General features: G+C 69.2%; 26 protein-coding genes and 1 pseudogene. 8 read left to right on the forward strand and 19 right to left on the reverse strand.

From position 1 onward, the window contains the following. The 4 genes from ftsL to AC3A6P_RS34210 all read right to left on the reverse strand — a co-directional run. Positions 1-969: cell division protein FtsL (ftsL, locus tag AC3A6P_RS34195; RefSeq protein WP_487696841.1), on the reverse strand; the 969-nt coding region annotated here is incomplete at its 3' end. Further along, positions 969-2,189 carry a 16S rRNA (cytosine(1402)-N(4))-methyltransferase RsmH gene (rsmH, locus tag AC3A6P_RS34200; protein ID WP_487696842.1) on the reverse strand — a complete coding sequence of 407 codons (1,221 nt, stop codon included), beginning with the start codon at positions 2,187-2,189 and terminating at the stop codon, positions 969-971. The genes rsmH and ftsL, both read right to left, overlap by 1 nt. Beyond that, on the reverse strand, positions 2,164-2,595 hold the full coding sequence (gene mraZ / locus AC3A6P_RS34205) for a division/cell wall cluster transcriptional repressor MraZ (protein ID WP_487696843.1): 432 nt from the start codon (positions 2,593-2,595) through the stop codon (positions 2,164-2,166). Before mraZ ends, rsmH begins: the two co-directional genes overlap by 26 nt. A gap of 304 nt (positions 2,596-2,899) precedes the next feature. Continuing rightward, positions 2,900-3,304: a DUF3040 domain-containing protein gene (locus AC3A6P_RS34210; RefSeq protein ID WP_487696844.1), complete on the reverse strand. Its 405-nt coding sequence runs from the start codon at positions 3,302-3,304 to the stop codon at positions 2,900-2,902. A gap of 296 nt (positions 3,305-3,600) precedes the next feature. On the opposite strand from AC3A6P_RS34210, the gene AC3A6P_RS34215 reads away from it, so the two are divergent. Beyond that, the gene (locus tag AC3A6P_RS34215) at positions 3,601-4,200 is read left to right on the forward strand and encodes a GNAT family N-acetyltransferase (protein ID WP_487696845.1); all 600 of its coding nucleotides are present in this window, start codon (positions 3,601-3,603) and stop codon (positions 4,198-4,200) included. 70 nt (positions 4,201-4,270) lie between these two features. Next, positions 4,271-4,918 (forward strand): DUF3153 domain-containing protein, encoded by a 648-nt coding sequence (locus AC3A6P_RS34220; RefSeq protein WP_487696886.1) that lies wholly within the window; start codon positions 4,271-4,273, stop codon positions 4,916-4,918. On the opposite strand, the gene AC3A6P_RS34225 is transcribed toward AC3A6P_RS34220, so the two are convergent. Continuing rightward, positions 4,919-5,821 carry a methylenetetrahydrofolate reductase gene (locus AC3A6P_RS34225; protein ID WP_487696887.1) on the reverse strand — a complete coding sequence of 301 codons (903 nt, stop codon included), beginning with the start codon at positions 5,819-5,821 and terminating at the stop codon, positions 4,919-4,921. A 228-nt stretch (positions 5,822-6,049) separates the two neighbouring features. On the opposite strand from AC3A6P_RS34225, the gene idsA2 reads away from it, so the two are divergent. Together idsA2 and AC3A6P_RS34235 are read left to right on the forward strand one after the other, a co-directional pair. After that, positions 6,050-7,126, forward strand: coding sequence for a bifunctional (2E,6E)-farnesyl/geranyl diphosphate synthase (gene idsA2, locus AC3A6P_RS34230; protein ID WP_487696889.1), 1,077 nt, complete (start codon positions 6,050-6,052; stop codon positions 7,124-7,126). A 7-nt stretch (positions 7,127-7,133) separates the two neighbouring features. Further along, positions 7,134-8,727: pseudogene (locus AC3A6P_RS34235) on the forward strand (alpha-(1->6)-mannopyranosyltransferase A). On the opposite strand, the gene AC3A6P_RS34240 reads toward AC3A6P_RS34235, so the two are convergent. Continuing rightward, positions 8,648-9,052 carry an Rv2175c family DNA-binding protein gene (locus AC3A6P_RS34240; protein ID WP_487696846.1) on the reverse strand — a complete coding sequence of 135 codons (405 nt, stop codon included), beginning with the start codon at positions 9,050-9,052 and terminating at the stop codon, positions 8,648-8,650. The pseudogene AC3A6P_RS34235 and the gene AC3A6P_RS34240 overlap by 80 nt on opposite strands. Positions 9,053-9,126: 74 nt before the next feature. Between AC3A6P_RS34240 and AC3A6P_RS34245 the strand changes: the two genes are divergently transcribed. Further along, positions 9,127-10,347 carry a protein kinase domain-containing protein gene (locus AC3A6P_RS34245; protein ID WP_487696847.1) on the forward strand — a complete coding sequence of 407 codons (1,221 nt, stop codon included), beginning with the start codon at positions 9,127-9,129 and terminating at the stop codon, positions 10,345-10,347. 134 nt (positions 10,348-10,481) lie between these two features. Here AC3A6P_RS34245 and AC3A6P_RS34250 read toward each other — a convergent pair whose 3' ends face one another. The 3 genes from AC3A6P_RS34250 to AC3A6P_RS34260 are packed head-to-tail and all read right to left on the reverse strand — an operon-like array spanning position 10,482 to position 13,299. Beyond that, positions 10,482-11,882, reverse strand: a complete 1,401-nt coding sequence (locus AC3A6P_RS34250; protein ID WP_487696848.1) for a class II 3-deoxy-7-phosphoheptulonate synthase — start codon at positions 11,880-11,882, stop codon at positions 10,482-10,484. Between the two features lie 52 nt (positions 11,883-11,934). Further along, the gene (locus AC3A6P_RS34255) at positions 11,935-12,450 is read right to left on the reverse strand and encodes a polyadenylate-specific 3'-exoribonuclease AS (protein WP_487696849.1); all 516 of its coding nucleotides are present in this window, start codon (positions 12,448-12,450) and stop codon (positions 11,935-11,937) included. A gap of 9 nt (positions 12,451-12,459) precedes the next feature. Then, complete coding sequence (locus tag AC3A6P_RS34260; RefSeq protein WP_487696891.1) at positions 12,460-13,299, reverse strand: hypothetical protein; 840 nt, start codon at positions 13,297-13,299, stop codon at positions 12,460-12,462. Between the two features lie 172 nt (positions 13,300-13,471). Here AC3A6P_RS34260 and AC3A6P_RS34265 point away from each other — a divergent pair, with 172 nt between their 5' ends. Beyond that, positions 13,472-14,788 (forward strand): glycosyltransferase 87 family protein, encoded by a 1,317-nt coding sequence (locus tag AC3A6P_RS34265; RefSeq protein WP_487696850.1) that lies wholly within the window; start codon positions 13,472-13,474, stop codon positions 14,786-14,788. Here AC3A6P_RS34265 and AC3A6P_RS34270 read toward each other — a convergent pair. The 5 genes from AC3A6P_RS34270 to AC3A6P_RS34290 form a co-directional block, all read right to left on the reverse strand. After that, positions 14,721-15,446, reverse strand: a complete 726-nt coding sequence (locus AC3A6P_RS34270; protein WP_487696851.1) for a lysophospholipid acyltransferase family protein — start codon at positions 15,444-15,446, stop codon at positions 14,721-14,723. The genes AC3A6P_RS34265 and AC3A6P_RS34270 overlap by 68 nt on opposite strands. A 79-nt stretch (positions 15,447-15,525) precedes the next feature. Next, complete coding sequence (locus AC3A6P_RS34275; RefSeq protein WP_487696852.1) at positions 15,526-15,897, reverse strand: hypothetical protein; 372 nt, start codon at positions 15,895-15,897, stop codon at positions 15,526-15,528. Beyond that, positions 15,894-17,132: an ArsA family ATPase gene (locus tag AC3A6P_RS34280; protein WP_487696893.1), complete on the reverse strand. Its 1,239-nt coding sequence runs from the start codon at positions 17,130-17,132 to the stop codon at positions 15,894-15,896. The genes AC3A6P_RS34275 and AC3A6P_RS34280 overlap by 4 nt, the downstream gene beginning before the upstream one ends. Further along, positions 17,129-17,563: an SRPBCC family protein gene (locus AC3A6P_RS34285; RefSeq protein ID WP_487696853.1), complete on the reverse strand. Its 435-nt coding sequence runs from the start codon at positions 17,561-17,563 to the stop codon at positions 17,129-17,131. Before AC3A6P_RS34285 ends, AC3A6P_RS34280 begins: the two co-directional genes overlap by 4 nt. Positions 17,564-17,635: 72 nt before the next feature. Next, the gene (locus tag AC3A6P_RS34290; RefSeq protein WP_487696854.1) at positions 17,636-18,028 is read right to left on the reverse strand and encodes a polyketide cyclase / dehydrase and lipid transport; all 393 of its coding nucleotides are present in this window, start codon (positions 18,026-18,028) and stop codon (positions 17,636-17,638) included. A 128-nt stretch (positions 18,029-18,156) separates the two neighbouring features. On the opposite strand from AC3A6P_RS34290, the gene AC3A6P_RS34295 reads away from it, so the two are divergent. Then, entirely contained in the window at positions 18,157-19,959 is a 1,803-nt protein-coding gene (locus AC3A6P_RS34295) for an AMP-dependent synthetase/ligase (RefSeq protein ID WP_487696855.1), read from the forward strand. 5 nt (positions 19,960-19,964) lie between these two features. Here AC3A6P_RS34295 and AC3A6P_RS34300 read toward each other — a convergent pair whose 3' ends face one another. The 4 genes from AC3A6P_RS34300 to AC3A6P_RS34315 form a co-directional block, all read right to left on the reverse strand. After that, positions 19,965-21,092: a glycosyltransferase family 4 protein gene (locus AC3A6P_RS34300; RefSeq protein WP_487696856.1), complete on the reverse strand. Its 1,128-nt coding sequence runs from the start codon at positions 21,090-21,092 to the stop codon at positions 19,965-19,967. A 6-nt stretch (positions 21,093-21,098) separates the two neighbouring features. Beyond that, entirely contained in the window at positions 21,099-21,893 is a 795-nt protein-coding gene (locus AC3A6P_RS34305) for a hypothetical protein (protein WP_487696895.1), read from the reverse strand. A gap of 70 nt (positions 21,894-21,963) precedes the next feature. Further along, positions 21,964-23,064, reverse strand: coding sequence for a peptidoglycan hydrolase RipC (gene ripC, locus AC3A6P_RS34310; RefSeq protein ID WP_487696897.1), 1,101 nt, complete (start codon positions 23,062-23,064; stop codon positions 21,964-21,966). A 246-nt stretch (positions 23,065-23,310) separates the two neighbouring features. Continuing rightward, a complete protein-coding gene (locus AC3A6P_RS34315; RefSeq protein WP_487696857.1) occupies positions 23,311-23,544 on the reverse strand; it encodes a hypothetical protein in 234 nt (77 codons plus the stop codon). 151 nt (positions 23,545-23,695) lie between these two features. On the opposite strand from AC3A6P_RS34315, the gene AC3A6P_RS34320 reads away from it, so the two are divergent. Further along, on the forward strand, positions 23,696-25,495 hold the full coding sequence (locus AC3A6P_RS34320; RefSeq protein WP_487696858.1) for a DEDD exonuclease domain-containing protein: 1,800 nt from the start codon (positions 23,696-23,698) through the stop codon (positions 25,493-25,495). Here AC3A6P_RS34320 and trpD read toward each other — a convergent pair. Next, entirely contained in the window at positions 25,479-26,591 is a 1,113-nt protein-coding gene (gene trpD / locus AC3A6P_RS34325) for an anthranilate phosphoribosyltransferase (protein WP_487696859.1), read from the reverse strand. The two genes, AC3A6P_RS34320 and trpD, sit on opposite strands and share 17 nt — an antisense overlap. Positions 26,592-26,594: the final 3 nt, after the last annotated feature.

Genomic DNA, 26,594 nt, shown 5'->3' on the forward strand with positions numbered 1-26,594 from the left:
TTCGGCCGGCGGGCCCGCCGGTGCATGGTCGGTCCCGGCCGGGGCGCCGGGGACCGGGATCCGGACGGGTACCTCGGGGCCGGCGGGAAGTGTCGCAGCCGGCGCGCCGGGCGTGCCGGCCGCGCTGGGCGTACCCGGTGTGCCCGAGATACGCACGGGGCGTTCCGGATTGCCGGGATCCTGCGCGGCGGTGACCGCCTGGGGCCGGGGCGCGGGGGTGTTCTCGGGCAGCGGGGTGTTCAGGGGCGGCGGAGGTGCGCCCTCGGCCGGCTTGGGGGTGCCCACCACCATCCAGTTGCCTGCGGGGTCCTGCACCAGGTGCGCGGTGTCACGGGACGGGATCATCCCAAGCCCGCGCGCCGCTTCGGCCAGCGCGGGCGCCGCCTGGGCCTCCAACACGTCGCGTTCGAGGGCCTCTTTCTGTTGCAGCAGCGCTTCATTGGTCTGCTTGGCGCTGCCCAGCTGGTAGGACCGTTCGGCGGCGTCGGTGGACAACCACAGTGTCACCCCCAGACCGACGCCCAGGGCCCCGATCACCAGGACCACGAACGGGACGCGGGCGGCCAGTGCCTGCGGACGCAGGTCGATGGTCTCCAGCCGGGTGATGATCCGCTGACGCAGCGGAACACGAACCACCTTCGGCGCCTTGGCCTTCCGGGCCTTGGCGCGCGCCTTGGCCTGGCTGGCGTTCTTGGCCGGCGCGGGACGGCGGACCGGTGTGGTGGCCGGCGCATGCCCGGGCGGGGTGCCCAGACCGCGCGGTTCGCGGCCGGGCGCACGGCCGCGGGTGGCCTTGGCACCCTTGGTCTTACGCGTGCGGGCCGGTTCAGCCGGGGTGCGCGGCTTCTTGCCCTTGCCCTTGGGCTCGGACTTGGTGTCCGGGCGGCCACGACGCCGGTCGGCACTGCGGATGACGATCTCGTCGTCAGGGTGCTGCGCCTTCGGACTGCTGCTGCGCTTGGTTTTCATCACCGCACCCTCCCTGTCAGTCGCTCTACCGCGCGCAGCCGGACCGCGGCGCTACGTGGATTACGGTCGATCTCGTCGGCGTCGGCGCGTTCGGCACCTCGCGTCAACGACCCGAATTCCGGTTCGTGCCCTGGAAGTTCGACAGGCAGGCCCGGCGGGGTGCGGCTGGCCGTGGCCTCGGCGAAAACGCTCTTGACGATGCGGTCCTCCAGAGACTGGTAGGCCATCACCACCACACGACCGCCCGGCCGCAGCGCCGCGAGCGCGGCGGGTAACGCCGCGCGCAGCGAATCGAGTTCGGCGTTGACGGCCACCCGCAGCGCCTGGAAAGTGCGCTTGGCCGGATGCCCGCCGGTGCGCCGCGCCGGCGCCGGGATGGCGTCGTAGAGCAGTTCGACCAGGTCGCCCGTGCTCACGAACGGCTGGCGCTGCCGGCGGCGGATCACCTCTTTGGCGATCTTGCTGGCGAACTTCTCTTCGCCGAACTCCCGCAGGATCGCCGTCAGCGGTCCATGGTCGTAGGTGTTGAGGATGTCGGCGGCCGTCAGCGGCAGATCAGGATCCATCCGCATGTCCAACGGGGCGTCGGCGGAGTAGGAGAATCCCCGCTCGGTGCGGTCCAGCTGCATCGACGACACACCGAGGTCGAAGAGCACCCCGTCCACCGAATCAAATGCGGCATAACCGGATTCGGTCAGCGCGTCGGCGATGCCGTCGTAGCGGGTGCGGACCAGTGTCACCCGCTCACCGAAGCGGGCCAACCGGCCACCGGCGATCTCGAGTGCGGAGGGATCACGGTCCAGCCCGACGGCGCGCAGCCCGGGCAGATCGGTCAACAGTCGTTCGGTGTGACCGCCCGCTCCCAGAGTGGCGTCCACGTAGACCGCGCCCGACCCGTCGGCGGCGCGTGCGGTCAACGCCGGGGCGAGCAGCTCGACACACCGGTCGAGGAGAACCGGGATGTGCCCGTACTCGGCTCCCCCGGGACCTCCGCCCCGATTTTCGTCCGCCACCGCGACACCGCTTCCTGTTGTTCTGCACACCGACATCCGGCGGAGCGGGCGGACGGCCCTTGCCTCCAGGTCCCTGTCCGAGAGCGAGAACCTGGCGTTGGGGAAGTACGCCAGGGTCGGCTCGGGCAGAGGCCACGAGGCACGGGCACGTGCCGGCTCACATTCCGGATGGGCCTCCCAATCAGATGATGTCGCTGAGTGCTTCATCGCTGGCCGCGGAGAAGTTCTCTTCGTGTAGCTGCTGGTAGTCCTGCCAGGCCTGGGCGTCCCAGATCTCCAGGTAGTCGACGGAGCCGATGACCACACACTCCTTCGACAGACCGGCGTAGCGCCGGTGGTCGGCGGACAGGGTGATCCGGCCTTGTGCGTCCGGGTGCTGCTCGTCGGTGCCCGCCGCCAGGTGGCGCAGGAAGGCCCGGGCGTCGGGGTTGCTGCGCGATGCCTGCGCAGCCCGGCGAGCCACCTGCTCGAACTCCGCACGCGGGTAGACGGCAAGGCTGTGATCTTGGCTCTTGGTGACCATCAACCCTCCTGCCAGTGCGTCGCGGAACTTGGCGGGCAGTGTCAGCCGCCCCTTGTCGTCGAGCTTGGGCGTGTAGGTGCCGAGAAACACTCGTCACCTCCAGGCCCCGCGGTTCGGATCCCGTCCTCTCCAACGTCAGCCACGATACCCCACAATCCCCCACTTTTCTCCATCTGTTGCCACTTTGAGAGTGTCGCGCCCCACCCCGCTCCCCAAACGGCCCCCCGCCAGCGCCGGGCGGGGTCGACGAAGAGACCTGCGCGTCTCATCTCGAGGAGAGAAAGAGCAGGTCAGCCGTGTGTAGGCAACAAAAAAGGCCCCTAGTGGGGCCTTGTGGGGGAAGCGGGGGGGCGGGACCAGGGCCGGCGCGCGGGTTCAGGCGCGCCGGTTCAGCTCACTGGTCGAAGCGGCGACGGAAACGGTCCTCCATCCGGCTGGTGAACGAACCACCGCCGCCCTTGGACTTCTTCTGACGATTCGCGCCACCGGGGGCCGGGGCCGACTTGTCCTTGCCGACGCCACGCGGACCGGTGATGGCGTACACGACGCCGCCGAACATCACGATGAATCCGATGACGGACAGGATCGGGAAACCACCGATCATGGTCGCCTTGAACGCGACGCCGCACACCAGCATCGCCAGACCGATCACGAAGAGCGCGGCACCCTGCAGTCGGCGGCGAGCGGACGGGGCGCGAAGATTGCCGCCGCGGACACTGGAAGCGAACTTCGGGTCCTCGGCGTAGAGAGCGCTCTCGATCTGGTCGAGCATGCGCTGCTCATGATCGGAGAGTGGCATTCGTCCCTCCTTGCCGGCGCGGCGGGTCGTGACCGAGGGGCCGGTGGGCCTCTCTTGTGGTCGGAGTGGTGCGGGTGTGTACAACTAGTTGCCCGCTTTTGCGAGCTGCTAACAACGATGATACGAGGTGAATCTGAGCCGTACCACCTAGTTCGCCTTCCGATTGTATGACTTACGACATCTGTGAGATGCACTCCCCTCACCGAAGATAATGAGTTCGTCAGGGAAACTCGGTTCGTCGAGTGAAACCACCAACGAAGAACGACGCCGCGACGGCTACCGGAGGACATCGAGCATTGGCGACATATCTCATCGACCTGTCGCCCGACGCCATGCGCCACCGCCTCGGGGACGCGCTCAGCGTGTACGTCGATGCCATGCGCTACCCCCGCGGGACGGAGGACCAGCGCGCGTCGATGTGGCTGGAACACACCCGCAGAAAGGGCTGGAAAGCCGTGGCCGCCGTCGAGGTCGACGCCGAGCCCTCCGCGGAGCCGGCCGACCCGGATTTCACCTCGGCGCCCCTGCTGGGGGTGGCCTACGGGTATTGCGGCGCACCGGACCAGTGGTGGCAGCAGCAGGTGGTGCAGGGACTGCGCCGCGCCGGACGCAGCGCCACCGAGATCAATGACCTGATGAGCAGCTATTTCGAACTCACCGAACTGCACATCAACCCACCGGCGCAGGGCCGCGGCCTGGGTGAGGCGCTGGCCCGCCGACTGCTCGCCGGCCGGGCCGAAGCCCACGTGCTGCTGTCGACACCGGAGATCAACGGCGAAGCCAACCGGGCGTGGCGGCTGTACCGCAGGCTCGGCTTCACCGACGTGATCCGCGGCTATCACTTCGCCGGCGACCCGCGCGCGTTCGCGATCCTCGGCCGCGATCTTCCCCTCTAGCGGGGAGTCCACCGCCCCGGTCTGGCACGATGACCCGGTGCGCAGGCCACAACACCCCCGCCGGATCCGGATGCTCGCCCTGGCCGTCCTGCTCCTGGTGGTCGCTCCCCTGGCGGTCGGATGCGTCAAGGTGCGCACCACGCTCACCGTCTCCCCCGACGACCTGGTGTCGGGGCAGATCATCGCCGCGGCGAAACCGGCCGACGATCAGGACAAGGGCCCGCAGTTCTCGTCCAACGTGCCGTTCTCGCAGAAGGTCGCGATCAGCGACTACACCGACAACGACGGGTATGTGGGCTCGGAGGCGGTGTTCTCCAACCTCAGCTTCGCCGAGGTGCCGCAGCTGGCCAACATCAACCCCGACGCCGCGGGCGTCGACCTGTCCTTCCGCCGCGCCGGCAACCTGGTGATCCTCGAAGGCCGCGTGGACCTGACCTCGCTCACCGACCAGGAAGCCGAGGTGGAACTGACCGTGTCGTTCCCCGGCGAGATCACCTCCACCAACGGCAACCGCATCGACACCGACATCGTGGAGTGGAAACTCAAGCCGGGAATCGTCAACACCATGAGCGCGCAGGCTCGCTACACCGACCCGAGCACCCGCTCGTTCACCGGAGGTGCGCTGGTGCTGGGCATCTCGTCGCTGGTGGTCGCGGGCCTGGTGGGGCTGCTGGCCTGGATGGCCAGGGACCGCTCACCGCGGTTCAACAACCGCTAGTCAGACCTTCGCCATCAGGCCCAGGTTGGCCAGCACCTCACCGGTGGCCCGGGCGAAGTTCAGCGTGCAGAAGTGCAGACACGGCGCGCCTTCGGCGATCAGCCGGGCGCTCATCTCGGTGGCCAGTTCGATGCCGACCTTGCGGACCTCATCGCGGTCCTCCTCGGGACCGGAGCCCGCGGCGGCGGTCAGCCGGTCCAGTAGCGCCGGCGGGATCTGCGAGCCGGCCAGCTCACACTGCCGGCGCAGCACCCGCAGCGACGTGATGGGCATGAGCCCGGGGATCAGCGGTTTGGCGCCCTGCTCGGGGTCGGCGGCCACCACCCGGTCACGCAGACGCAGGTAGTCGTCGACGTCGAAGAACATCTGGGTGATGGAGTACTCGGCGCCGGCCCGCAGCTTGCCCACCAGGTTGGCGGTGTCCTGCTCGAGGTCGACCGCACGAGGATGACCCTCGGGGAACGAGGCCACCCCGACGTGGAAGTCACCGAGCCCGCGCACCATCTCGACCATCTCGACGGCGTACTCGAGGCCCTCGGGGTGCTTGACCCACTCTTCGTGCACCCCGCCCTGCGGATCACCGCGCAACACCAGCACGTTCTGGATACCGCGGTCGGCGTAGGCGCCGATCATCGCGCGCAGCTCGCCCACCGAGTGCCCGACGGCGGTCAGGTGCGCAACCGGCAGCAGCGTGGTGGACTCCGCCAGCTGGCCGACGACACGGACGGTGCGGTCACGGGTGGAGCCGCCCGCGCCGTAGGTGACCGACACGAACGCCGGTCCCATCGGTTCGAAGATCCTGGCCGCGCGCCACAGACGCGCCTCGGCGGCGGCGTCCCGCGGCGGGTAGAACTCCACGGAGAACGGCACCCGGTCGCTGCCGACCTGGGCGATCCGGTCCACGACCGATGTCGTGCTGCTACCGGCACTCCTGGTTTTCACCCACCCAGCATAAGTGCGGCCGGGAGCCGTCGGCGCGCCCGCGCGACACCACACCGGTGGTCTGAGTCACGCGAACGGACGCCGACGCTCTACCCTTGTATGCGCTCGGGGGACTGCACACCGGATGCGAGCCTGCAAGCAGGAGAAAGGGGCGCCGCGCTGAGCGTCGAAGTCGCGGCACCGACAGCTATGGAGCTGGCCGGCGCCGTCACCGAGCAATTGCGGCTTTACCTGCGGGAACGCCGGGAAGCCGCCGCGTACATCGGCACCGATTACGACGGGCTGATCGCTGCGCTGGAGGAATTCGTGCTGCGCGGCGGCAAGCGGCTGCGCCCACTGTTCGCCTACTGGGGCTGGCGGGCGGTGGCACCCGACCAAAGCGGTGACGCCGCCAAGACCCTGGACCCCGACGTTCTGCGCCTCTTCGGCGCGCTGGAACTGCTGCAGGCGTGCGCCCTGGTCCACGACGACGTGATCGATGCGTCGGCCACGCGCCGCGGCTGGCCCACCGTGCACGTCCACTTCACCGACCTGCACCGCCAACAGAGCTGGCGTGGATCCGCCGGCCAGTTCGGGCTGTCGGCGGCGATCCTGCTCGGGGACCTGTCGTTGTGCTGGGCGGACGACATCATCGCCACCGCTCCCCTGTCCGTGGACGCACACCGCCGGGTGCGGCGCGTCTGGTCGGACATCCGCACCGAGGTGCTCGGCGGCCAGTACCTGGACATCGTGAACGAGTCCAGCGGCGACGAGTCCATCGAATCGGCCATGAAGGTCAACACCTTCAAAACCGCCTCCTACACCATCGCCCGCCCGCTGCAGCTGGGTGCGGCCGCGGCCGCTGACCGGCCCGACGTGCAGGCCATCTTCCACGAGGTCGGCAACGATCTGGGCGTGGCGTTCCAGCTGCGCGACGACGTGCTCGGTGTGTTCGGCGACCCGGCGGTCACCGGTAAGCCGTCCGGTGATGACCTGCGCTCCGGGAAGCGCACCGTGCTGCTGGCCGAAGCGGTGGAACGCTCCGGGAAATCGGATCCCCTCGCCGCCGAACTGCTGCGCACCTCGGTGGGCACCGAACTGACCGAACCCCAGGTTCGGGAGCTGTGTCAGGTGATCGAGTCGGTGGGTGCGCTGGCCGCGGTGGAAGCCCGCATCGAGACGTTGACGCGCCGGGCCACCGACATGCTGGCGACGGCGCCGATCAGCGAGCAGGCGAAGATCGGTCTGGCCGAACTCGCCAGATTGGTCTCCAACCGGTCGGCCTGAGCAGCTGATGACGTCATCCACCGCGGAACGCCCGAGTCATCTGGCGCGCCTGCGCGCGTTCAGCCAGACCGAGGAGGCCCGGCCGGCGCTGCTCGGGTTCCTCGGTGCGCTCATGATCACCGCGGGTGGGTTGGGGGCGGGCAGCACCCGCTCCCAGGATCCCGTCCTGGAGTCGATGCACCTGTCGTGGCTGCGGTTCGGGCACGGCCTGGTGCTGTCCTCGGTGTTCCTGTGGGGCGGCGTCGCGGTGATGCTGGTGGCCTGGCTGTGGTTGGGCCGACGGATGCTCGACCGCAGCACACACCATGTGGACGAGTACACGATGGTGGCCACCACCGGCTTCTGGCTGGCTCCCCTGCTGCTGTCGGTGCCGCTGTTCAGCCGCGACACCTATTCCTACCTGGCGCAGGGCGCGCTGCTGCGGGACGGCTTCGACCCCTATGCGGTGGGACCGATCGAGAATCCGAACCCGTTGCTGGACAACGTGAGTCCGATCTGGACCACCACCACCGCCCCGTACGGTCCGGCGTTCATCCTGGTGGCCAAGTTCGTCACCATGCTCGTCGGCGACAACGTCGTCGCCGGCACCATGGTGTTGCGGCTGTGCATGCTGCCCGGGCTGGCCCTGCTGATCTGGGCCGCACCGCGCATCGCCCGGCACCTGGGCACCAACGGCGCTGTGGCGCTGTGGATCTGTGCACTCAATCCGCTGGTGATCATCCACCTGATGGGCGGGGTGCACAACGAGATGCTGATGGTCGGGCTGATGATGGCCGGCATCGCTTTCGTGTTCGCGCACCGGTTCGTCACCGGGGTGGCACTGGCCGCGGTGGCCGTGGCGGTCAAAGCCACCGCCGGGCTGGCCCTGCCCTTCATGGTCTGGGTGTGGATGCGGGCGCTGCGGGACCGGCGCGGTTATCGCACACTGCCGGCCTTCGCGATCGCCGCCACGGGTTCGGTGGCGATCTTCGTGGGGGTGTTCGCCATCTTGTCCCTGGCGGCCGGGGTGGGTCTGGGTTGGCTCACCGCACTGGCCGGGTCGGTCAAGATCATCAACTGGCTCACCATTCCCACCGCCATCGCCAATGTCACCAACGCCGTGGGCGGGCTGTTGGTGCCGGTCAACTTCTACGCCGTGCTGGACGTGACCCGCATTGCCGGCATCCTTGTCATCGCGGTCAGCCTGCCGCTGCTGTGGTGGCGTTACCGCCACGATGACCGTGAGGTGGTGCTGGGCATCGGCTGGGCGATGCTGGTGGTGGTGTTGTTCGTTCCGGCCGCGCTGCCCTGGTACTACACCTGGCCGCTGGCGGTGATCTCGGCGATCGCCCAGTCCCGGCGGGCCGTCGCGGCCATCGCCGGGTTCTCCACCTGGATCATGGTGATCTTCAAACCCGATGGCTCCCATGGCATGTACGTGTGGATCCACGTGATACTGGCCACCGCGTGCGCGGTCGGGGCGTGGTACTGGCTGCGCCGCGAGGACACCGCCACCCGCGAGACGGTCCAGTAGGCCGCTGTCTAGTACGCCATGGCCTGGGCGCGGCGGACCACCTCGCGCGCCTGATGGGCGTGCAGCGCGTCGACCGGCCGGGCATTGAGCACCGACTCGCGGTTGCCGTCGAAGGTCGCCGTCAGCGAGGAGTCCGCGGTGAACAGCCAGCGCAGGATCTCGGTGTCGCGGTAGCCGCCGTCACGCAGCACTGCCAGCAACCCGGCCAGCGGCTTGACCACCTGCCCGGACGGGGTGAAGAAGATCTGCGGTACCACCACCACGCCGTCCCGCCGCAGCGCCACCAGGTGGCCGTCGCGCAGGTACTGGTGCACCTTCGTGACGGGGATACCGAGCATGTGGGCGACGGTAGGCAGGTCGTGGACCGGTTCGGCCGGATCGAGCACGTCGTCGCCCGCGGGGATGCTGCTCACCGGAGAAGTGTAGGACGCCGGGCGGCGGCCTTGCCATCGCATTGGCCGCAACCGGTCACGCTTACCATGGCCCGGTGACCGCACCGCCGCCGCATGACCCGCTCGAGGGCACCCTGCTGGACGGTCGCTACCGGGTGGAGACCCAGATCGCGACCGGCGGGATGTCAACGGTGTATCGCGGCACCGACATCCGCCTCGACCGGCCCGTCGCGATCAAGGTGATGGACTCCCGGTATGCCGGTGACCACCAATTCCTGACGCGCTTTCAACTGGAAGCACGCGCCGTGGCCCGGCTGTCGCACCCGGGCCTGGTGGCCGTCTTCGACCAGGGCGGCGGAGAACCCAGCGGGTGGCCGCCCTTTTTGGTCATGGAGCTCGTGGAGGGCGGCACACTGCGCGAACTGCTGCGTGAGCGCGGGCCGATGCCGCCACACGCCGTCACCGCCGTGCTGCGGCCCCTGTTGGGGGGACTGGCCGTGGCGCACCGCGGCGGCCTGGTGCACCGCGACGTCAAACCGGAGAACGTCTTGATCTCCGACGACGGCGACGTCAAGCTGGCCGATTTCGGTCTGGTGCGGGCCGTCGCGCAGGCCGGGATCACCTCCACCAGCGTCATTCTGGGCACCGCGGCCTATCTGTCTCCCGAGCAGGTCAGCAGCGGCAACGCCGGCCCCCGCAGCGACGTCTATTCGCTGGGCATCCTGACCTACGAATTGCTCACCGGCACAACACCGTTCACCGGCGATACCTCCCTGGCCGTCGCATACCAGCGGCTCGAACACGATGTGCCGCCCCCCAGCGCCGGAATCACCGGTGTGCCGGCGCAGTTCGACGAGCTGGTGCTGCGCGCGACGGCCCGCGATCCCGGCGATCGTTATGCCGACGCCATGGACATGAGTGCCGACCTCGAAGACATCGCCGTCGACCTCGGGCTGCCGCCGTTCCGGGTTCCCGCACCACGGAACTCGGCCCAACACACCTCGGCGGCCCGGCATCACAGCCGGATCAACGAGGCGCAGACCACGCAGCAGCGGCCGCACAATCCCACCCGGGTGTTCACCCGGGGACCCGACGACTGGCAGGAACCGCAGCCCCCTGCCGAGCAACCAGTCCCCGATGTCGAATACGACTCGCGGGCAGCTCAGTTCGCCGGCATCGAGATCTCGGAGTTCGAGTGGGCGCGCCAGCGCGCCCGCCGGATGACGCTGGTGTGGGTGCTGGTGGTGCTGATCCTCACCGGCGGGGTGGCCGCCGCGGCGTGGACGCTGGGCAGCAACTTGACGAGTCTGATCTAGAGCGCTGGTCCCGGCCCGGATCTCCTTCGACTGCTCGTCCCTCGCAGCCTCGGCCTCCGGGCGCTGGTCCCGGCCCGGATCTCCTTCGACTGCTCGTCCCTCGCAGCCTCGGCCTCCGGGCGCTGGTCCCGGCCCTAGTCGCGCAGCATCTCCGCGACCAGGAACGCCAACTCCAGCGACTGCTGGGTGTTCAACCGCGGATCGCAGGTGGTCTCGTACCGGCCGCCCAGGTCGTCGTCCGAGATGTCCTGTGCCCCACCGAGACACTCGGTGACGTTCTCGCCCGTGATCTCGACGTGGATACCGCCGGGATGGGTGCCGAGCCCATGATGCACCTCGAAGAAGCCCTGCACCTCGTCGACGATGCGGTCGAAGTGACGGGTCTTGTATCCGGTCGAGGACTCGTGGGTGTTGCCGTGCATGGGATCGCACTGCCAGATCACCTGATGACCGGTGGCCTGCACCTTCTCGATGATCGGCGGCAACAGATCACGGACCTTGCTGTTACCCATCCGGGTCACCAGCGTCAAGCGGCCCGGCTCGTTGTTGGGGTCCAGGCGCTCGACGTACTCGACCGCCATCTCCGGGGTGGTGGTGGGCCCGAGCTTGACGCCGATCGGGTTGGCCACCACCTCGGCGAAGGCGATGTGCGCGCCGTCGAGTTGACGGGTGCGCTCGCCGATCCAGATGTAGTGCGCGCTGAGGTCGTAGAGCTTGGGCTCCGCTTCCGTTTCCCCGTAGGTGTCGGTGGACAGCCGCAGCATCGCACGCTCGTAGTCGAGCACGAGCGCCTCGTGGCTGGCGAAGATCTCGGCGGTCTGCAGGTTGCGATCGGCCACGCCGCAGGCGCTCATGAACCGCAGCGCGCGGTCGATCTCCCCCGCCAGCGCCTCGTAGCGGGCACCGGCCGGTGAGGTGCGGACGAACTCGCGGTTCCAGTCGTGCACCAGGTGCAGCGAGGCCAGGCCCGACGACGTCAGCGCCCGCACCAGGTTCATCGCGGCGCTGGCGTTGGCGTAGGCACGCACTAGCCGCGAGGCGTCGTGTTCGCGCACCGCGGCGTCCGGGGCGAAACCGTTGACCATGTCACCGCGGTAGGACCGCAGCCCGAGGGCGTCGATGTCGGAGGACCGCGGCTTGGCGTACTGCCCGGCGATCCGGGCCAGCTTCACCACCGGCATGCTCGAGCCGTAGGTCAGCACCACGGCCATCTGCAGCAGAGCGCGGATATTGGCCTTGATGTGCGGCTCGGTGTTGTCGGCGAAGGTCTCGGCGCAGTCACCGCCTTGCAGCAGGAACGCCTCACCGCGCGCCACCTGGGCCAGCAGCCCCTTCAGCTTCTCGACCTCGGACGGCACGGTGACCGGGGGGACACTCTCGAGCACGGTGCGCATGGCCTGCGCTTGGCCGGCATCCCAGCCGGGCTGCTGCGCGGCGGGCCGTGCCAGGGCGGAATCGAGCCGTTTCCGCAGGTCATCCGGCAGCGGAGGAAGCGAAGGCAGCTGCTCGATGGGAACATCGACGGTCCAGTTCACCCATCCATGGTAACCGCGGGTGACACCGGCCCTGACCAGCCCGGAGTGGCTTTCATCCGCGGCCTGCGGCCCACCGCGCGTAGTCGTCGTCGAGTTCGGTCATGATCTGGAAGCGCCGCAGGTTGTGCTGGGCGTCGACGAGCGCGTCGTGGGTGTCGCGGGGCCGCGGGGGCATCCGGGGGCACCCCTTGTCCTCCCAGAACTGCCGCAGCTCGCGGGTGAAGCGCGGGATCTGTGGCGGCAGGTTGGTCATCGGGCCCCAGAGCTGGCACAGCGCGACGTGGTCGTAGGCCGCCACCCAGGCCCACAACTCGATCGGCTCGTCGCCGTCGATGCCGAAGAACTCCTCGAGATCCTCCCGGATCTGGCGTCGCGACCGCCACAGCTGCGACGACGGTGACGGCAACTTGGGCAGCACGTGCTTGCGCACCCAGCTGCCGGCCTGCTCGGGCGGGAATTCCGTTGACACTGCGTAGTATTCGCGGCCGTCCTCGGCGGCCACCCCGATCGAGATCAGCTCGATGGTGCGCCCGTTGTCGATGAACTCGGTGTCGTAGAAATACCGCACCCGTAGACCCTAACCAGCCCGCTGAACAGCAGGTTGGGCCTGCGCCTCGACCCTGGCCGACGGTGGCGGTGCCGCCGCGTGGATCTCGCGGTCCAGCTGCGCGTCCACCGCGGCGTCGTCGGGGAAGTGCGGCATCCCGGCGATGGCGTCCTGCACCCAGAGTTTGGCCTGCACCACCGGCCGGCGCATGTAGCGCTCCCGTTCCAACGCGCGGTGCATCTTCTTGGGGCGGGTGGTGTAGCGCCAGCGCGCCCACGGCGCGTGCGGCCGGGACAGCCGGATCGCGCCGACGATCAGCAGCGGGTTGAAGAACATGCCTATCAGCCCGGTCCACACCTTGCCCTTGAGCAGCACGATCACCGCCATCGCCAAGGTGTAGATCGCGCCCCCGATCACCAGGGCACGCGAGATCAGGGAGTCGTCCTCGCGCCAGATGGTGATGTCGAAGAACGACAGCGGATTGAAACCGAGGACCAGCAGGCCCGCAACGGCCACCGCGGCGAACACCGCGTCCACCGACGTGCGGCCGTCCTCGGCCCAGTACACGTCCTGCAGGTGCAGGATCAGGGCGAACTCGTCGAGCACCAGGGCCGCGCCCACACCGAAAAGGATTGCCGCGGCGGTGAACTCCCTGACACCGCCATTGACGGCCAGGGTCACCATCGACACCCCGGACACCATCACCAGCACGACGCCGATCACCACGTGGTGGATGTGCACGCCGCCGCTGCCGATGTTGCGCGGCTGCCACCACTTCTTCGGGGCGTCGCTGTCGGCGTGCGCCCGGATGTACCGCACGATCGTGCGGGTGATCAGGAAGGTCACCAGGAACGCGATCAGGCACCACATCAGGGGGACCCGGCTGGCCGGGATCTCCGGCACCAGGTCGAAATCGAATCTCCACTCGTCGGGCACGGCCGAGAACTTACGCTCACCTGGGGCGAAAGTGGTGCCGAAACGGCTGCGCAGGTGGGGTCGGGTACGCCAAAGGCCCGGCAAGCCCGGATAGGCTGTCGCTGTCATGACTATTCGGCGGTGGCCCGGCGGGGGCAGTATGGGCGGTCCGGACCGACTCTCGGCGGGGACCCAGCGCGTGCTGTGGCGTGCCTTCCAAGCGCTGACGCTGGCCGGGTTCGGCTACGTCGGTTGGCTGCTCCTCGGGCACACGCCCTACCGCATCGACATCGACGTCTACCGCATGGGCGGGCGGGCCTGGCTGGACGGCGACCCGCTGTACGCCGACGCCATGTTCCACACCCTGGGCGGGATCGATCTGCCGTTCACCTATCCCCCGCTGTCGGCGGTGGTGTTCGCGCCCTTCGCCTGGCTGCCGTTGCCCGCGGCGAGCGCGATCATGACGTTGATCACACTGGTGCTGTTGGTGGTCGCATGTGTCATCGTCTTGACCCGGCTGGATTTTTGGGCCGACGCCGGAGCGGTCACCGACCCGGCGTGGCTGCGCCGCACGTTCGTGGCGTTGGCCATCGTCGCGCTGGCGGTGAGCCATCTGGAACCGCTGCGCGCCAATTTCGAATTCGGCCAGATCAACGTGGTGCTGATGACGCTGGTGATCGCCGACTGCGTGCCGCGCCGGACACCGTGGCCGCGCGGGGTCCTGCTGGGCGTGGCGATCGCGCTCAAGCTGACGCCCGCGGTGTTCCTGGTGTACTTCGCGCTGCGCCGCGACGTCCGCGCCGCGGTGACCTCGATGATCGCCTTCGCCGCCGCCACCGTCCTCGGATGTGTTCTGGCGTGGCGTGATTCGTGGGAGTACTGGACGACGACGCTGCGCGACACCGACCGCATCGGCAACTCCACCCTGAACACCAACCAGAACATCGCCGCCCTGTTGGCCCGCGAGGAGTACAGCGAGACCACCCATTTCGTGCTGTGGACGGCCGCCTGTTTTGCGGCGCTGGCCCTGGCGGTGTGGGCGGGGCGGCGGGTCCTGCGGGCCGACGAACCGGTGTTGGCGCTGATCTGCATCGCCCTGTTCGGTCTCATCGTCTCCCCGGTGTCGTGGTCACACCACTGGGTGTGGACGCTGCCGGCGCTGGTGGTGCTCGCGGTGCTGGCCTGGCGGCGGCGCAGTGCCGCACTCGCGGCGCTGACCGCGGCCGGGATCGCCCTGCTGGTGTGGACCCCCATCGAACTGCTGCCCGAGCACCGCGAGGCCGCGGCGTCGTGGTGGCGTCAACTGCTCGGCGGGTCCTACGTGTGGTGGGCGCTGGCCGTCCTGGTGGTCGCCGGACTGGCCGTCACCGAGAAGGTCAGCCCGCCGCGCTCTCGGGAAGCCGCGAACCCGGCCCAGAATCCGGCCCCGGCACACCCTCTTTGAGGGTGGCCGCGTAGATGTCGACGTACTCCTGACCCGAGAGCTGCATCAGCTCGTACATCACCTCGTCGATGACGGCGCGCTCGATGAACCGGTTACCGGCCAGGCCCTCGAAACGGGAGAAGTCCATGGGCTTGCCGAAGCGCACCTGGACGCGGCCGAAGCGCCACATCTTGCTGCCCGGTGGGTTCACGACGTCGGTTCCGATCATCGCGACCGGAATCACCGGGACACCGGTTTCGAGCGCCAGCCGCGCCAGGCCGGTCTTGCCCTTGTAGAGCCGGCCGTCGGGTGACCGGGTGCCCTCCGGGTACATGCCGAGGAGCTTCTCCTGCGCGAGGATGCGGGCCGCGGTGTTCAGCGCACTCTGCGCGGAGTCGGCATCGGTGCGGTCGATCGGCACCTGCCCGGCGACGGTGTAGAACCAGCGGGTGAACCAGCCCTTGAGACCGGTGCCGGTGAAGTACTCCTGTTTGGCCAGGAACGTGATCCGCCGGCGCACCACCAGCGGCAGGTAGAAACTGTCGGCGACCGCCAGGTGGTTACTGGCCAGGATCGCCGGCCCGCTACTCGGAACGTGCTCCAGCCCTTCGACTTTCGGCCTGCCGAGCAAGGACAGCAGGGGCCCCATGAATACGTACTTGAACAGCCAATACCACATGGACCCTCCCGCTGCGGCGCACCGGACGGCGGTGCTCCGGGCCAACTCTACTCATCGCCGGTGCAACCGACCACAGGGTCTATTCCTCGACGATGATCGGGATCGGCTGGTAGCGGCCGGTCTCCCCGGCCGGACCGGAATCCGGCGGCCCACCCGGCGGGGGCTCGGGAGTCGGTGGCTCGGCGCCGTCATCGAGGACGGCCCGCACCACGGCCAGCAGCGCGACGCCGTGTTCGGAGACCACCGTCAACAGCGGGTGTTCCTCGCCGGTGACCAGGGCGGCCGCCGCACACACCGGGCACCACACCTGCTGACACCGGCCGGGACCGTCCTGGGCGCGTGCTGCCGCCAGAGTGGCCGCGGCGCGCAGCGCAGGGTCGAGTCGGTCCAGGATGGCCTGCGCGAGCTGGCGCAGTTCAGGGCCCAGGTCGGCGTGCCCCTTCGGGTTCATGCCGGCCACACCTCCGGGTTCGGTCGAAATCTCACAGTGAGGTCAGTACCCCGTAATTGGGCATTCATGACGATGCAGCGGCGCAGAACCGAGGCCAGCCGGACCCGACGCCGCATCCCGCCCACACCGATGACCAGATCGTCGTCGACCCGGCCCAAGGTGAGCGAGCCCGTGTCGACCTGCGGCAACTCCAACCGCATCCGGTACACCGATTCCAGACCCGAGCCCGATTCGAGCTCCACGACGGGGCGCAGCGGCCCCGGTGGCGGCGCTCCCCCGCGCCGCCGGGCACCGTCGAGCAGCGCACCGAGCGCCTTGGGTCCGATCGGCTCCCCGGCCAGGTGCGGGGTGAGCACCAGCGCCACCTCGCCGGTACGGGTGCTCAGTTCGTCGAGCACCGCCTGCTGCTCGACGATTCGTTCGGAATACCAATCGAAGGCCGGATGCTCGGGCAGGTTCCGGTATTCGAATGAATCATCCTGCACCAGAACTTGATTCACGATGAGTTCGGCCACCCGCACACCCATCAACAGAAGCGTTCCGAGTGTGCGCACCGCCTCGGCGGCCACCACCCGCTCCGGGGTCAGCACCAGGTGCGCACTCACCACCTCGGGATCGGTGAACAGCGCGCTCAACCGCTCCACCCCGACGTTGACCTGCTCGAGCAGGTCCACGATCAGCGCCGAGGCTCCGCCGTCGGCCGTGCTGAGCCTGCGGTGCCTGGGCCAGGCCCGCTCGAGGTACAGCCCGAACGTCGACGGCAGTGTCAGCATGCGCAAGGCGTCCGCCGTGGACGCGCAGTCCACCACCACCAGGTCCCAGTCCCCGGAATCGGCCAGGGCACCGACCTCGTACAGGCCCAGCACCTCCTGGATCCCCGGCAACGCCGAGAGTTCCTCGGGGGCAACAGAACCCAGATCCGATCCAGGGAAGCGCTGCGCCAGCGGAGCCGCCAGCTCGCGCCAGCGTGTGGCCAGCAGGGCCAGCGTGTCCAGCGCCAGCGCATCCAGCGAGCCGCCGCCCTCGTCGGAGTACACCCGGACCGGGTTCCGGTCGCCGGTGGGCGGCACGTCGACGGACAGCACGTCGCCGAGCGAGTGGGCCTGATCGGTGGAGACCACCAGAACCCGCCGCCCGGCCCGGGCGTCGCGAACGGCGGTGGCGGCGGCCAGCGTCGACTTGCCCACGCCGCCTTTGCCGACGAACAGGCTGATGCGGGCGCTGGACTCTTTCAGCCCTCGACTCGATTCTTCAGGTCCTTCAACGCGGTGTCGGTGAGCCGTTTCTCCGCTTTGCGCTTGAGCAGGCCGATCATCGGAATCATCAGGTCCACCGCGAGCTCATAGGTGACGTCGGTGCCAGATCCGTTGGGCTGCAACCGGTATGCCCCGTCGAGCGCCTTGAGCAACGTGCTCGACACCAGCCACCACCGCACCGAGCGACGGTCAGCGGGCCACTCGTACTCCAGCACCATGGTGTCTTTGAGCACGGCGGCGTCGAGCACCAGGCGCGCCTTCCTGGGGTAGCCGTCGTCGTCGGATTCGAGTACTTCGGTGTCCTTGTACTCCTTGACCCAATCCGGATAGGACCCGATATCGGCGATCACGTCCATCACCGTGCCGGGGTCGGCATCGATGTAGATGGTCTGCGCCGTTTTGTCCGCCACTGATCGCCGTCCTACCTGTCGAACCCTGCTTACGGTGACAAACGCTACCCTTCCGGCAGAATCGGCCGCCCGCTATCCGGGTTGCGGCGCCACTCCCACCGGGCGATCACGCTCCACCTCGGCCTTCACCTCGAACGCCATCCGCTTACCGGCCACCCTGCGCCGGTGGGTCAGCTTGGCCAGGTTCAGCTTGGCCAGCTGCCAGGCCGCCACACCCGCGGGCTCGGCGTGCAGGAAGTAGTGCAGCTTGACTCCGTCGAGCACCGGTTGCAGCCAGATCTCCATGGTGCCGGTGACCGGGCCGGCGACCGTCCAGCGCACGCCTTTGTCGCCCCGGTCCTCGACCACCTGCAGCACGAGGTCGGGCCACCAGCGCCGCCAGCGCGCCGGATCGGCGACTGCCGCACTGACCGTCTGGCCGTCGGCAGCCACGAAGGTCTCGTCGGCCACCTGAATGCTGTTCACCGCCCTAGCTTCACACACCGGCGACGGTCCCCGGCGAGGACCTCACGAGTGAATGACGTCACACGCCCGGCTGGACAGCGACTAGGCTCGTGTCCACTATCCGGAGTTCGGCGACGAGAGGTCCGACATTGCGCGAGTTGAGTGTTCCCGCTTCGTTTTCGGTCGGCGAGCAGGACAACGTCGCCTCCGCTGTCTTCGAGCACGAGCGCGACGACCCTGACCACGTCATCTACCAACGCCTCGTCGACGGCGCGTGGATCGATGTCACCTGCGCCGAGGCCGCCGCCCAGATCAGGGCCACTGCGCGGGGATTGATCGCCCGCGGGGTCAATCCCGGTGACCGGGTCGCGATCCTGAGCGCCACCCGCTACGAGTGGGCGATCCTCGATCTGGCGATCCTCAGTGTCGGCGCACTGACCGTGCCGATCTACGAGACGTCCTCGGCCGAGCAGGTGCGCTGGGTACTCACCGACTCCGCGGCGGTGCTGTTGTTCGCCGAGACCGACGCGCACGCCGCGCTGGCCGCCGAGCTCACCGGCGAACTGCCCGACCTGCGCGAGGTCCTGACCATCGACGGGACCGGGCCCAAGGCGCTCGCGGCGCTCGCCGAGGGCGGCGCCTCCGTCGATCCGGCCGAAGTGGACCGGCGGGTGGCCGCGGTCGGCTCCGACTCCCCGGCCACCCTGATCTACACCTCGGGCACCACGGGCCGCCCCAAAGGGTGCCAGCTGACGCATTCGAACCTGCTGCACGAGACCCGCGGCGCCAAGGCCGCGCTGCCGACGCTGCTGCAGAAGGGTGAACGGCTGCTGGTGTTCCTGCCGCTGGCGCACGTGCTGGCGCGGGCGATCACCATCGCCGGTTTCCACAACAAGGTCACCGTGGGGTTCACCAGCGACATCAAGAACCTGGTGCCGATGTTCTCGGTGTTCAAGCCGACCATCGTGGTGTCGGTCCCGCGGGTGTTCGAGAAGGTGTACAACACCGCCGAGCAGAACGCCGCCAATGACGGCAAGGGCAAGATCTTCGCCATCGCGGCGCAGACCGCCATCGCATGGAGTGAAGCGCAGGACGGTTCGGGACCCGGGCTGCTCCTGCGCCTCAAGCACGCGGTGTTCGACAAGCTGGTGTACGGGAAGCTGCGCGCCGCACTGGGCGGTGACTGCCGCGCCTCGATCTCCGGCGGCGCGCCGCTGGGCGCCCGGCTGTGCCACTTCTACCGCGGTGTCGGGCTGACCATCTACGAGGGCTACGGGCTGACCGAGACCAGCGCCGCGATCACCGTCAACCAGGTGGGCGCGCTCAAGGTGGGCACCGTCGGCAAGCTGGTGCCGGGCAACAGCATGCGGATCGCCGACGACGGTGAACTGATGGTCCGCGGCGGCGTGGTGTTCCACGGGTACTGGCGCAACGAGGAGGCCACCGCGGATGCCTTCACCGACGGCTGGTTCCACACCGGCGATCTCGGTGACGTGGACGCCGACGGCTTCCTCAAGATCGTGGGCCGCAAGAAAGAGATCATCGTGACCGCGGGCGGCAAGAACGTCGCCCCGGCGGTGCTCGAAGACCAGCTGCGGGCCCATCCGCTGATCAGCCAGGCGATGGCCGTCGGGGACGCGCAACCGTTCATCGGCGCACTGATCACCATCGATCCCGAGGCGTTCGAGGGCTGGAAGCAACGCAACGGCAAGGACTCTCACGCCAGTGTCGGCGACCTGGCGGCAGACCCGGATCTGGTGGCCGAGGTGGATGTCGCGGTCAAGCAGGCCAACACCGCGGTGTCGCATGCCGAGCAGATCCGCAAGTTCCGCATCCTGCCGGTCGATTTCACCGAGGACACCGGCGAACTGACCCCCACGATGAAGGTCAAGCGCAAGGTGGTCGCCGAGAAGTTCGCCGGCGAGATCGACGCGCTGTACGCCAAGGGCTGAGCCGGTCAGCCTTCCAGCAGCCGGCCCGCCCGTGCGGCGATGGTGTCCCAGCGCCAGTGCTCGGTGACCCAGTCGCGGCCGCGTCGTCCCATGGTGGCCGCGCGTTCGGGGTGGGCCAGCAGGGCGCTGATGGCGGCGACGATCTGGTCGCCGTCGCGGCCGTCGACCACATGGCCGGTCTGCCCTTCGAGGACGGTTTCCGGGGCGCCGCCGGAATCACCGGCCACCACCGGGATACCCGTGGCCGAGGCCTCCAGGAACACGATGCCCAGCCCTTCGACGTCCAGGCCGGCGCCACGGGTCCGGCAGGGCATGGCGAAGACGTCGCCCAGCGCGTAGTGCGCGGGCAGCTCTTCGCCCGGCACGCCCTTGGTGAACACCACGTGCTCGCTGACACCGGACTCGGCGGCGATCCCCTGTAACCGCTCCAGGTCCGGTCCCCCGCCGACGATCACCAGCGCCGACCCGGGCACCCGGTCCCTGATCCGGGGCAACGCCCGGATGAGCATGTCCTGGCCCTTGCGGGGCACCAGCCGCGACACGCACACCACGGTCGGCCTGCCGCCGAGGCCGTACCGGGCCCGCAGTTCGGCGCGGGCGGCGGCGTCGGGGCGGAAACGCTCGGTGTCGACGCCTGAGGGCAGGTGTTCGAGGCCGGCGTGGGGACCGAACGCCGACGCGAACCGTCCCCGGGTGTAGCGGCTGACGAACGTCACCACATCCGTCCCGTCGCCTATGCGGCGCAGGGCCGAGCGTGCCACCGGCAGCATGGACCACCCGACCTCGTGACCGTGAGTGCTCGCCATGACGCGCGCGGCCCCGGCTTTACGTGCGCGCGGCGCCAGCAGTGCCAGCGGTGCTGCCGCGCCGAACCAGACGGTCTCGATATCGCGGGTCCGGATCAGCCCGCGCATCCTGGTGTCCACCCCAGGCTCGGGAATCATCAACGTGCCGGGGTGGCGGACCACCTCGAAATCCAGCACGGCGTCATACTCCCGGGCCCCTTTCCACCGCGGCGCGTACACCGTCAGCTCATGTGAGGTGCCCAGCCGCAACACCAACTGCTCGAGATAGGACTGGATGCCTCCGCGGCGGGGTGGAAAGTCGTTGGTTACCAGCAGGACCCGTGTCATCGGGTGTCACGCTAGCCCGTTGCGGACGAACCACTCCTGCCACCCCGTGAGGACGTCTGCCGGATCGGTACGCAACACTTCGCGCAACGCGGTGTCCAGGTCGGTGCGGTCCGGTCCGGCGACCAACACGTAGAACGACCGCAGCGCCGGTGCACCGTATCGGTCGGCGAGATAGCGGGCGAACAACCAGGCCCGGTCGTAGGCCAGGCTCAGCGCCGGCTCCGTGGCCCAGAAGTCCTCGTCCGACGGCAACGCCTGCGGCACTCCTGGTTGTCTGGGCTGGCCCGGGATGAACGGGCGCGCAACATAATCGGCGACGCCCTCGGTGATCCAGCGGGGCGCATCCGAGGCGGTCGACGCGCGGGCGGCATAGTGGAACAGTTCGTGGGTCAGGACCAGTCGCAACGCGTCCGGACTCATCGCGACGGCACCGGGGGCGAAGACGATCCGTTGGCCGGTGGCCGAGTTCTCTTGCGGGTTCACCGAATCGGCGACCGTGACCGCAGCGATGTGCGACGGGTCGGGCACGCCGGGGGCCTGTTCGCGGAACTCGGCCTCGGTGCCCGCCGCGACGACCACCACCTCATGCGGCCATTCGTTACCCCAGAACGACTCCACCCGGTCGACGGCGCCGTCGAGTTCGACGGCGATGCGCCGGAGCAGCGGATCCGTGGCCGCACCCCCGAGGCTGACGAGGGTGACATCGCGCTGACCGCCGGGATGCGACTGCGCCGCCGCCGGAGCGGCCGGGGCCGGTGGCAGTGCCTGCGGGGTCTGCACCACCGCCACGGCGACGAGCAACTGGGCGATCAGTGCGGCCGCCAGCGCGGCGACCGGCCAACGGGGCCGGGCGCGGTGGCCGGGGGCGGCGTCAGTAGCGGCGTGCGTTGTAGAACGGTCCGGCGCCGTCAAGCGGCACCACCTTGACCGGAACGCCGTAGGTGGATGCGTGCACCACCATGCCGTCGCCGACGTAGATACCGGTGTGAGACGCATCGGAGTAGAAGTTCACGACGTCACCGGGCTGCAGCTGATCCCGCGACACCGGCTGACCGCCGGAGGCCAGCGCCTGGCTGGAGTGCGGCAGCGACATACCGGCTTGCTGGAAGGACCACATCACCAGGCCGGAGCAGTCGAACTGGCCCGGGCCTGATCCGCCCCACGAGTAGGGCGAGCCGACCTTGGTGAGCGCGGCCTGCACCACCGTCGAACCCACCGGGCTTCCCGCACCGGGCAGCGGCGCAGGGGGCTCCGGCGGTGCCAGGTCGCCCGGCGGTACACCGACCGGCGGCAGGCCCGGCGCCGGCGGCGCGGCGAGGATCTCGGGGGGCGGCGCAGGTGCAGCACCGGGTGGCGGAGCCGGGAGGGCGGCGGGCGCCGGGGGTACCGGACCGGGCGCGGCCAGCGCCATCCGCTGCGCTTCGGTCAGTGAGTCGTACTGCGACTTCACCACGGCGATCTTGAGTTGCAGGTCGCTCTGCTTGGCCTGGAGTTCGGCGCGGACGGCCGCGGCCTGCTCGGCGGCGGTCTTGGCGTCGGCCGCCGACTGGGCGGAAGCGGTCTCGGCCGCGGCGGCCTGGTCGCTGACCTTGCGGTACTCGGCCATCTGGTCGGACAGCTCGCCGGCGATGACACGCTGCACCGCCAACCGCTCGATCAGACCCTGCGGCGACTCGGCGGTGAGGATGGCGGTCATGCCGTCGGTGCGCCCACCCATGTACATGGCGGCGGCAAACTCGTCGACGCCGCTCTGGAAGGTCGCCAGCTTGGCCTTGGCCGCCTCGGCTGCGGCCAGATCGTCGGAGTGCTTCCTGTCGGCCGCCGCTTGGATTTCCAGCTTCTTGGTGAGGTCGAGCTGTGCGCTGTGCATGGCCTCGGTGGTCTGCTCAGCCTGACGCGACAGATCGTTGAGCTTTGCTAGCGCATCCTCGGCCGGGTCGGCTTGCACACTCGAGGCGAGGACACCCGCCATCACGGTGAAACCGGCCACCGCACAGACGGCACCCTTGCGAGAGCGCTTCGATACGCGCGTGAGCCACTCCGAGCCGACAAAACTCAAGATTACGGGTCCTTAAACTGCTTTCGACGTGCCGCTGCTGCGTCACCCTCGAACCGCCTTAGGTCTCAGATAGGTTACGAAACGGCATCGGCGTTGTCCAACAGGAGACGTAAATTTAACAGCCGTCACGGCGGTTGTCGTGTTCTCCACTACCGCGCGTCACGCTACCCCCGGTTTGGGTGTGCGGTGGATCGGCACGAGCCGCAGACGTGGTGCCATCCCGGCCTCGGCGAGCACCTCCAGTGCCGCCCGTTCGTCGGCCAGCAAAGTGTCCGGAACACCCAGAAGCACGCTGACCACACAATCTCGACAACCCGGGCCACGTACCGCGCAGTCATCACAGTCGATGATCACCGGTTCGCCATTGTCCGGCGGACGTCCGGCATATCCCATGTTTCGGCCCTTTCGATTCTGATCCTGCCTTGGTGATCGACACGCTAAACCGACCCCCCGACAAGTCCTGACCGAGTCCGGGCCGCGCGGTGACGCGCCAGGGTCCGGCGTTACCGCGTGATGTCGGTGCGACCTCCTAGCGTCAACATCCGTGAAGGCGGCCGGCAGCGAGCAGATGAGCTTCGCGGATCTCGATCCGGCGGCCGACCTGTCACTGCGTGACACCACATTCGTGGTGGTCGATCTGGAAACCACCGGCGGCCGGGCCACCGCGCGACAGCCGGGCCAGCAGAACGACGCGATCACCGAGATCGGCGCGGTCAAAGTGCGCGGCGGAGTGGTGCTCGGAGAGTTTGCCACGCTTGTCGATCCGCAACGCGCCATCCCGCCGCAGATCATGCAGTTGACCGGTATCACCACCGCCATGGTGTGCGACGCACCGCCGATCTCCGCGGTGTTGCCGATGTTCCTCGAATTCTGCCGCGGGGCCGTGCTGGTGGCGCACAATGCCGGCTTCGACATCGGTTTCCTGAAGGCCGCCGCGGCGCAGTGCGACCTGGCATGGCCGCGGCCGCCGGTGCTGTGCACGGTGCGCCTGGCCCGCCGGGTGCTCACCCGGGACGAGGCGCCCAGCGTGCGGCTCTCGGCCCTGGCGGCACTGTTCCGCTCCGGCACCGAACCCACCCACCGCGCCCTCGACGACGCGCGGGCCACCGTCGACGTCCTGCATGGACTGATCGAGCGCGTCGGCAACCAGGGCATCCACACGTACGCCCAACTGCGTTCCTATCTGCCCAACGCCACGCCGACCCAGCGTCGCAAACGGGTACTGGCCACCGGGGTGCCGCAGAGCCCCGGCGTCTACCTGTTCCGCGGCCCCGCCGCCGAAGTGCTCTACGTCGGCACCGCGGTGAACCTGCACCGCCGGGTCAACCAGTACTTCAACGGCGCGGACCCGCGCACCCGCATCAAAGAGATGGTGGCGCTGGCGCAGTCGATCGATCACGTCGAGTGTGCGCACGCCCTGGAGGCCGGGGTGCGCGAGTTACGGCTCCTGGCCGCGCATGCCCCGCCCTACAACCGGCGTTCGAAGTTTCCGCACCGCTGGTGGTGGTTGACGCTCACCGAGGAGCCGTTCCCGCGGTGGACGGTGGTGCGTTCACCGGGCCTGCGCAGCGCCATCGGCCCTTTCCGCGCCCGGTCCGACGCCACCGACACCGCGGCGCTGCTGGCCCGCTTCCTCGGCGTCCGGACGTGCACCAACCGGCTGGGCCGCACGGCCCAACACGGTCCGGCCTGTCCGGAACGGGAGGTCGCCCCCTGCCCCGCCCTGCGCGATATCGACGCCGCCGCGTACGCGCCCGCGGTGCACAGCGCCGCAGCGCTCATCACCGGCGGACACAGCGATGCCTTCGGCGCGGCCGTCGCGCAGATCGCCGCCCTGGCCGAGCGGGGACACTACGAAAGTGCCGCGCGGTTACGCGATCACACCGCCGCGGCCGTCGAGGTGCTGTGGCGCGGGCAGCGGCTACGCGCGCTGGCCGCAGTCGGCGAGCTCGTGGCCGCCCAGCCCGATGGCGCCGGCGGCTGGCATTTCGCCGTGATCCGGCACGGTCAGCTGGCCGCAGCGGGCACGGCGCGGCGCGGCGTTCCACCGATGCCCGTGGTGGACGCGGTGTGCGCGGGAGCGCAGACCGTGCTGCCCGAGGACGCGCCGCTGGGCGGGGCGCTGGTCGAGGAGACCGCACTACTGGCCCGCTGGCTCGCCGCACCCGGCACCCGGATCGTGCGGACCACCGAGGGGTGGTCCACTCCCGTGCAGGCGGCCGGGCGCTGGGCAGGGTGGGCGGCCACCGCCCGTTCGGCCCGGATTGCGGCCGAGCAGGCCGTCGACGAGAACTACACCGACCTGCTGCGCCCGGTCCGCACCAGCCTCAGAGCTTATGGCTGAACTTGATCCACTTGGTCAGTAGCTGCTCGGCGGCACCGGAGTCGATGGCCTTGGCGGCCCGCTCGAGTCCGCTCTCCCAGGCCGGCAGCCACTCCGCGGTGGCCGTCAACCCGGCATGCGCCACCATGGCGCCGGCCGCGTTGAGGATCACCGCGTCGCGCACCGGACCCGGGGCACCGCCGAACACGGCGCGGGCCTCGGCCGCATTGCTCTGGGCGTCGCCGCCGAGCAACTCGGACAGCTGTGCGCGGGGAAAACCGAACCCGGCGGGATCGAACGTCAGGCGGTCGATGGTCCCGGCCTGCACGCGGTAGATGGTCGACGTGGTGGTGGTGGTCAGCTCGTCGAGGCCGTCGTCACCGTGCACCACCAGGACGCTGCACCGGCGGGCGGCAAACACCCCGGCCATCACTTCGGCGAGGTCGCCGAACGCGCACCCGATCAGCCCGGCGCGGGGGCCGGCCGGATTGGTCAGCGGGCCGAGCAGATTGAAGACCGTCGGCACCCCGATCTCGCGGCGCGCGGCACTGGCATGGCGCAGCGAGGGATGGAACTGGGGCGCGAAGCAGAACCCGATACCCACCTCGGCGACACAGCGGGCCACCTCGTCGGGCCCCAGATCGATGCGCACACCGAGTGCTTCGAGGGTGTCCGCACCCCCGGACAACGATGACGCGGCACGGTTGCCGTGTTTGATCACCGGCACGCCGGCCGCCGCCACCACGATGGCGGCCATCGTGGACAGGTTGACGGTGTTGGCACCGTCGCCTCCGGTCCCCACCACATCGACGGTCTCGGTGCCGATGACATCGGTGGGCACCTTGCGCGCGTGATTGAGCATCGTGGTGGCGAGTTCGTTGACCTCGGCGGCGGTAGGCCGCTTGATCTTCATGGCCACCCCGAAGGCGGCGATCTGGGCGGGGGTGGCGACTCCGGTCATGATCTGGTCCATCGCCCATCCCGCGTGCCCGGGGGCCAGGTGCTCGGAATCGGTCAGCCGGGCCAGGATCAGCGGCCACGTCGGGGCGGAATGAGAGGCAGTCACGCGCCGATTTTCCCATGTCGGCAGATGGTCGCCGAACGCGCCCGGCCTCATATC

This window comes from Mycobacterium sp. Soil_C_30, from assembly GCF_057656995.1.

Excerpts from the sequence above, each read along its gene's own strand:
- trpD (WP_487696859.1), bottom strand. The coding sequence starts at position 26,591 with ATGAGGCCGGGCGCGTTCGGCGACCATCTGCCGACATGGGAAAATCGG.
- AC3A6P_RS34210 (WP_487696844.1), bottom strand. The coding sequence starts at position 3,304 with ATGCCACTCTCCGATCATGAGCAGCGCATGCTCGACCAGATCGAGAGC.
- idsA2 (WP_487696889.1), top strand. The coding sequence starts at position 6,050 with ATGGAGCTGGCCGGCGCCGTCACCGAGCAATTGCGGCTTTACCTGCGG.
- rsmH (WP_487696842.1), bottom strand. The coding sequence starts at position 2,189 with ATGAAGCACTCAGCGACATCATCTGATTGGGAGGCCCATCCGGAATGT.
- AC3A6P_RS34260 (WP_487696891.1), bottom strand. The coding sequence starts at position 13,299 with ATGTGGTGCCTGATCGCGTTCCTGGTGACCTTCCTGATCACCCGCACG.
- ripC (WP_487696897.1), bottom strand. The coding sequence starts at position 23,064 with ATGGCGGGTGTCCTCGCCTCGAGTGTGCAAGCCGACCCGGCCGAGGAT.
- AC3A6P_RS34270 (WP_487696851.1), bottom strand. The coding sequence starts at position 15,446 with ATGTGGTATTGGCTGTTCAAGTACGTATTCATGGGGCCCCTGCTGTCC.
- AC3A6P_RS34275 (WP_487696852.1), bottom strand. The coding sequence starts at position 15,897 with ATGAACCCGAAGGGGCACGCCGACCTGGGCCCTGAACTGCGCCAGCTC.
- AC3A6P_RS34300 (WP_487696856.1), bottom strand. The coding sequence starts at position 21,092 with ATGACACGGGTCCTGCTGGTAACCAACGACTTTCCACCCCGCCGCGGA.
- AC3A6P_RS34220 (WP_487696886.1), top strand. The coding sequence starts at position 4,271 with ATGCTCGCCCTGGCCGTCCTGCTCCTGGTGGTCGCTCCCCTGGCGGTC.
- AC3A6P_RS34265 (WP_487696850.1), top strand. The coding sequence starts at position 13,472 with ATGACTATTCGGCGGTGGCCCGGCGGGGGCAGTATGGGCGGTCCGGAC.
- AC3A6P_RS34315 (WP_487696857.1), bottom strand. The coding sequence starts at position 23,544 with ATGGGATATGCCGGACGTCCGCCGGACAATGGCGAACCGGTGATCATC.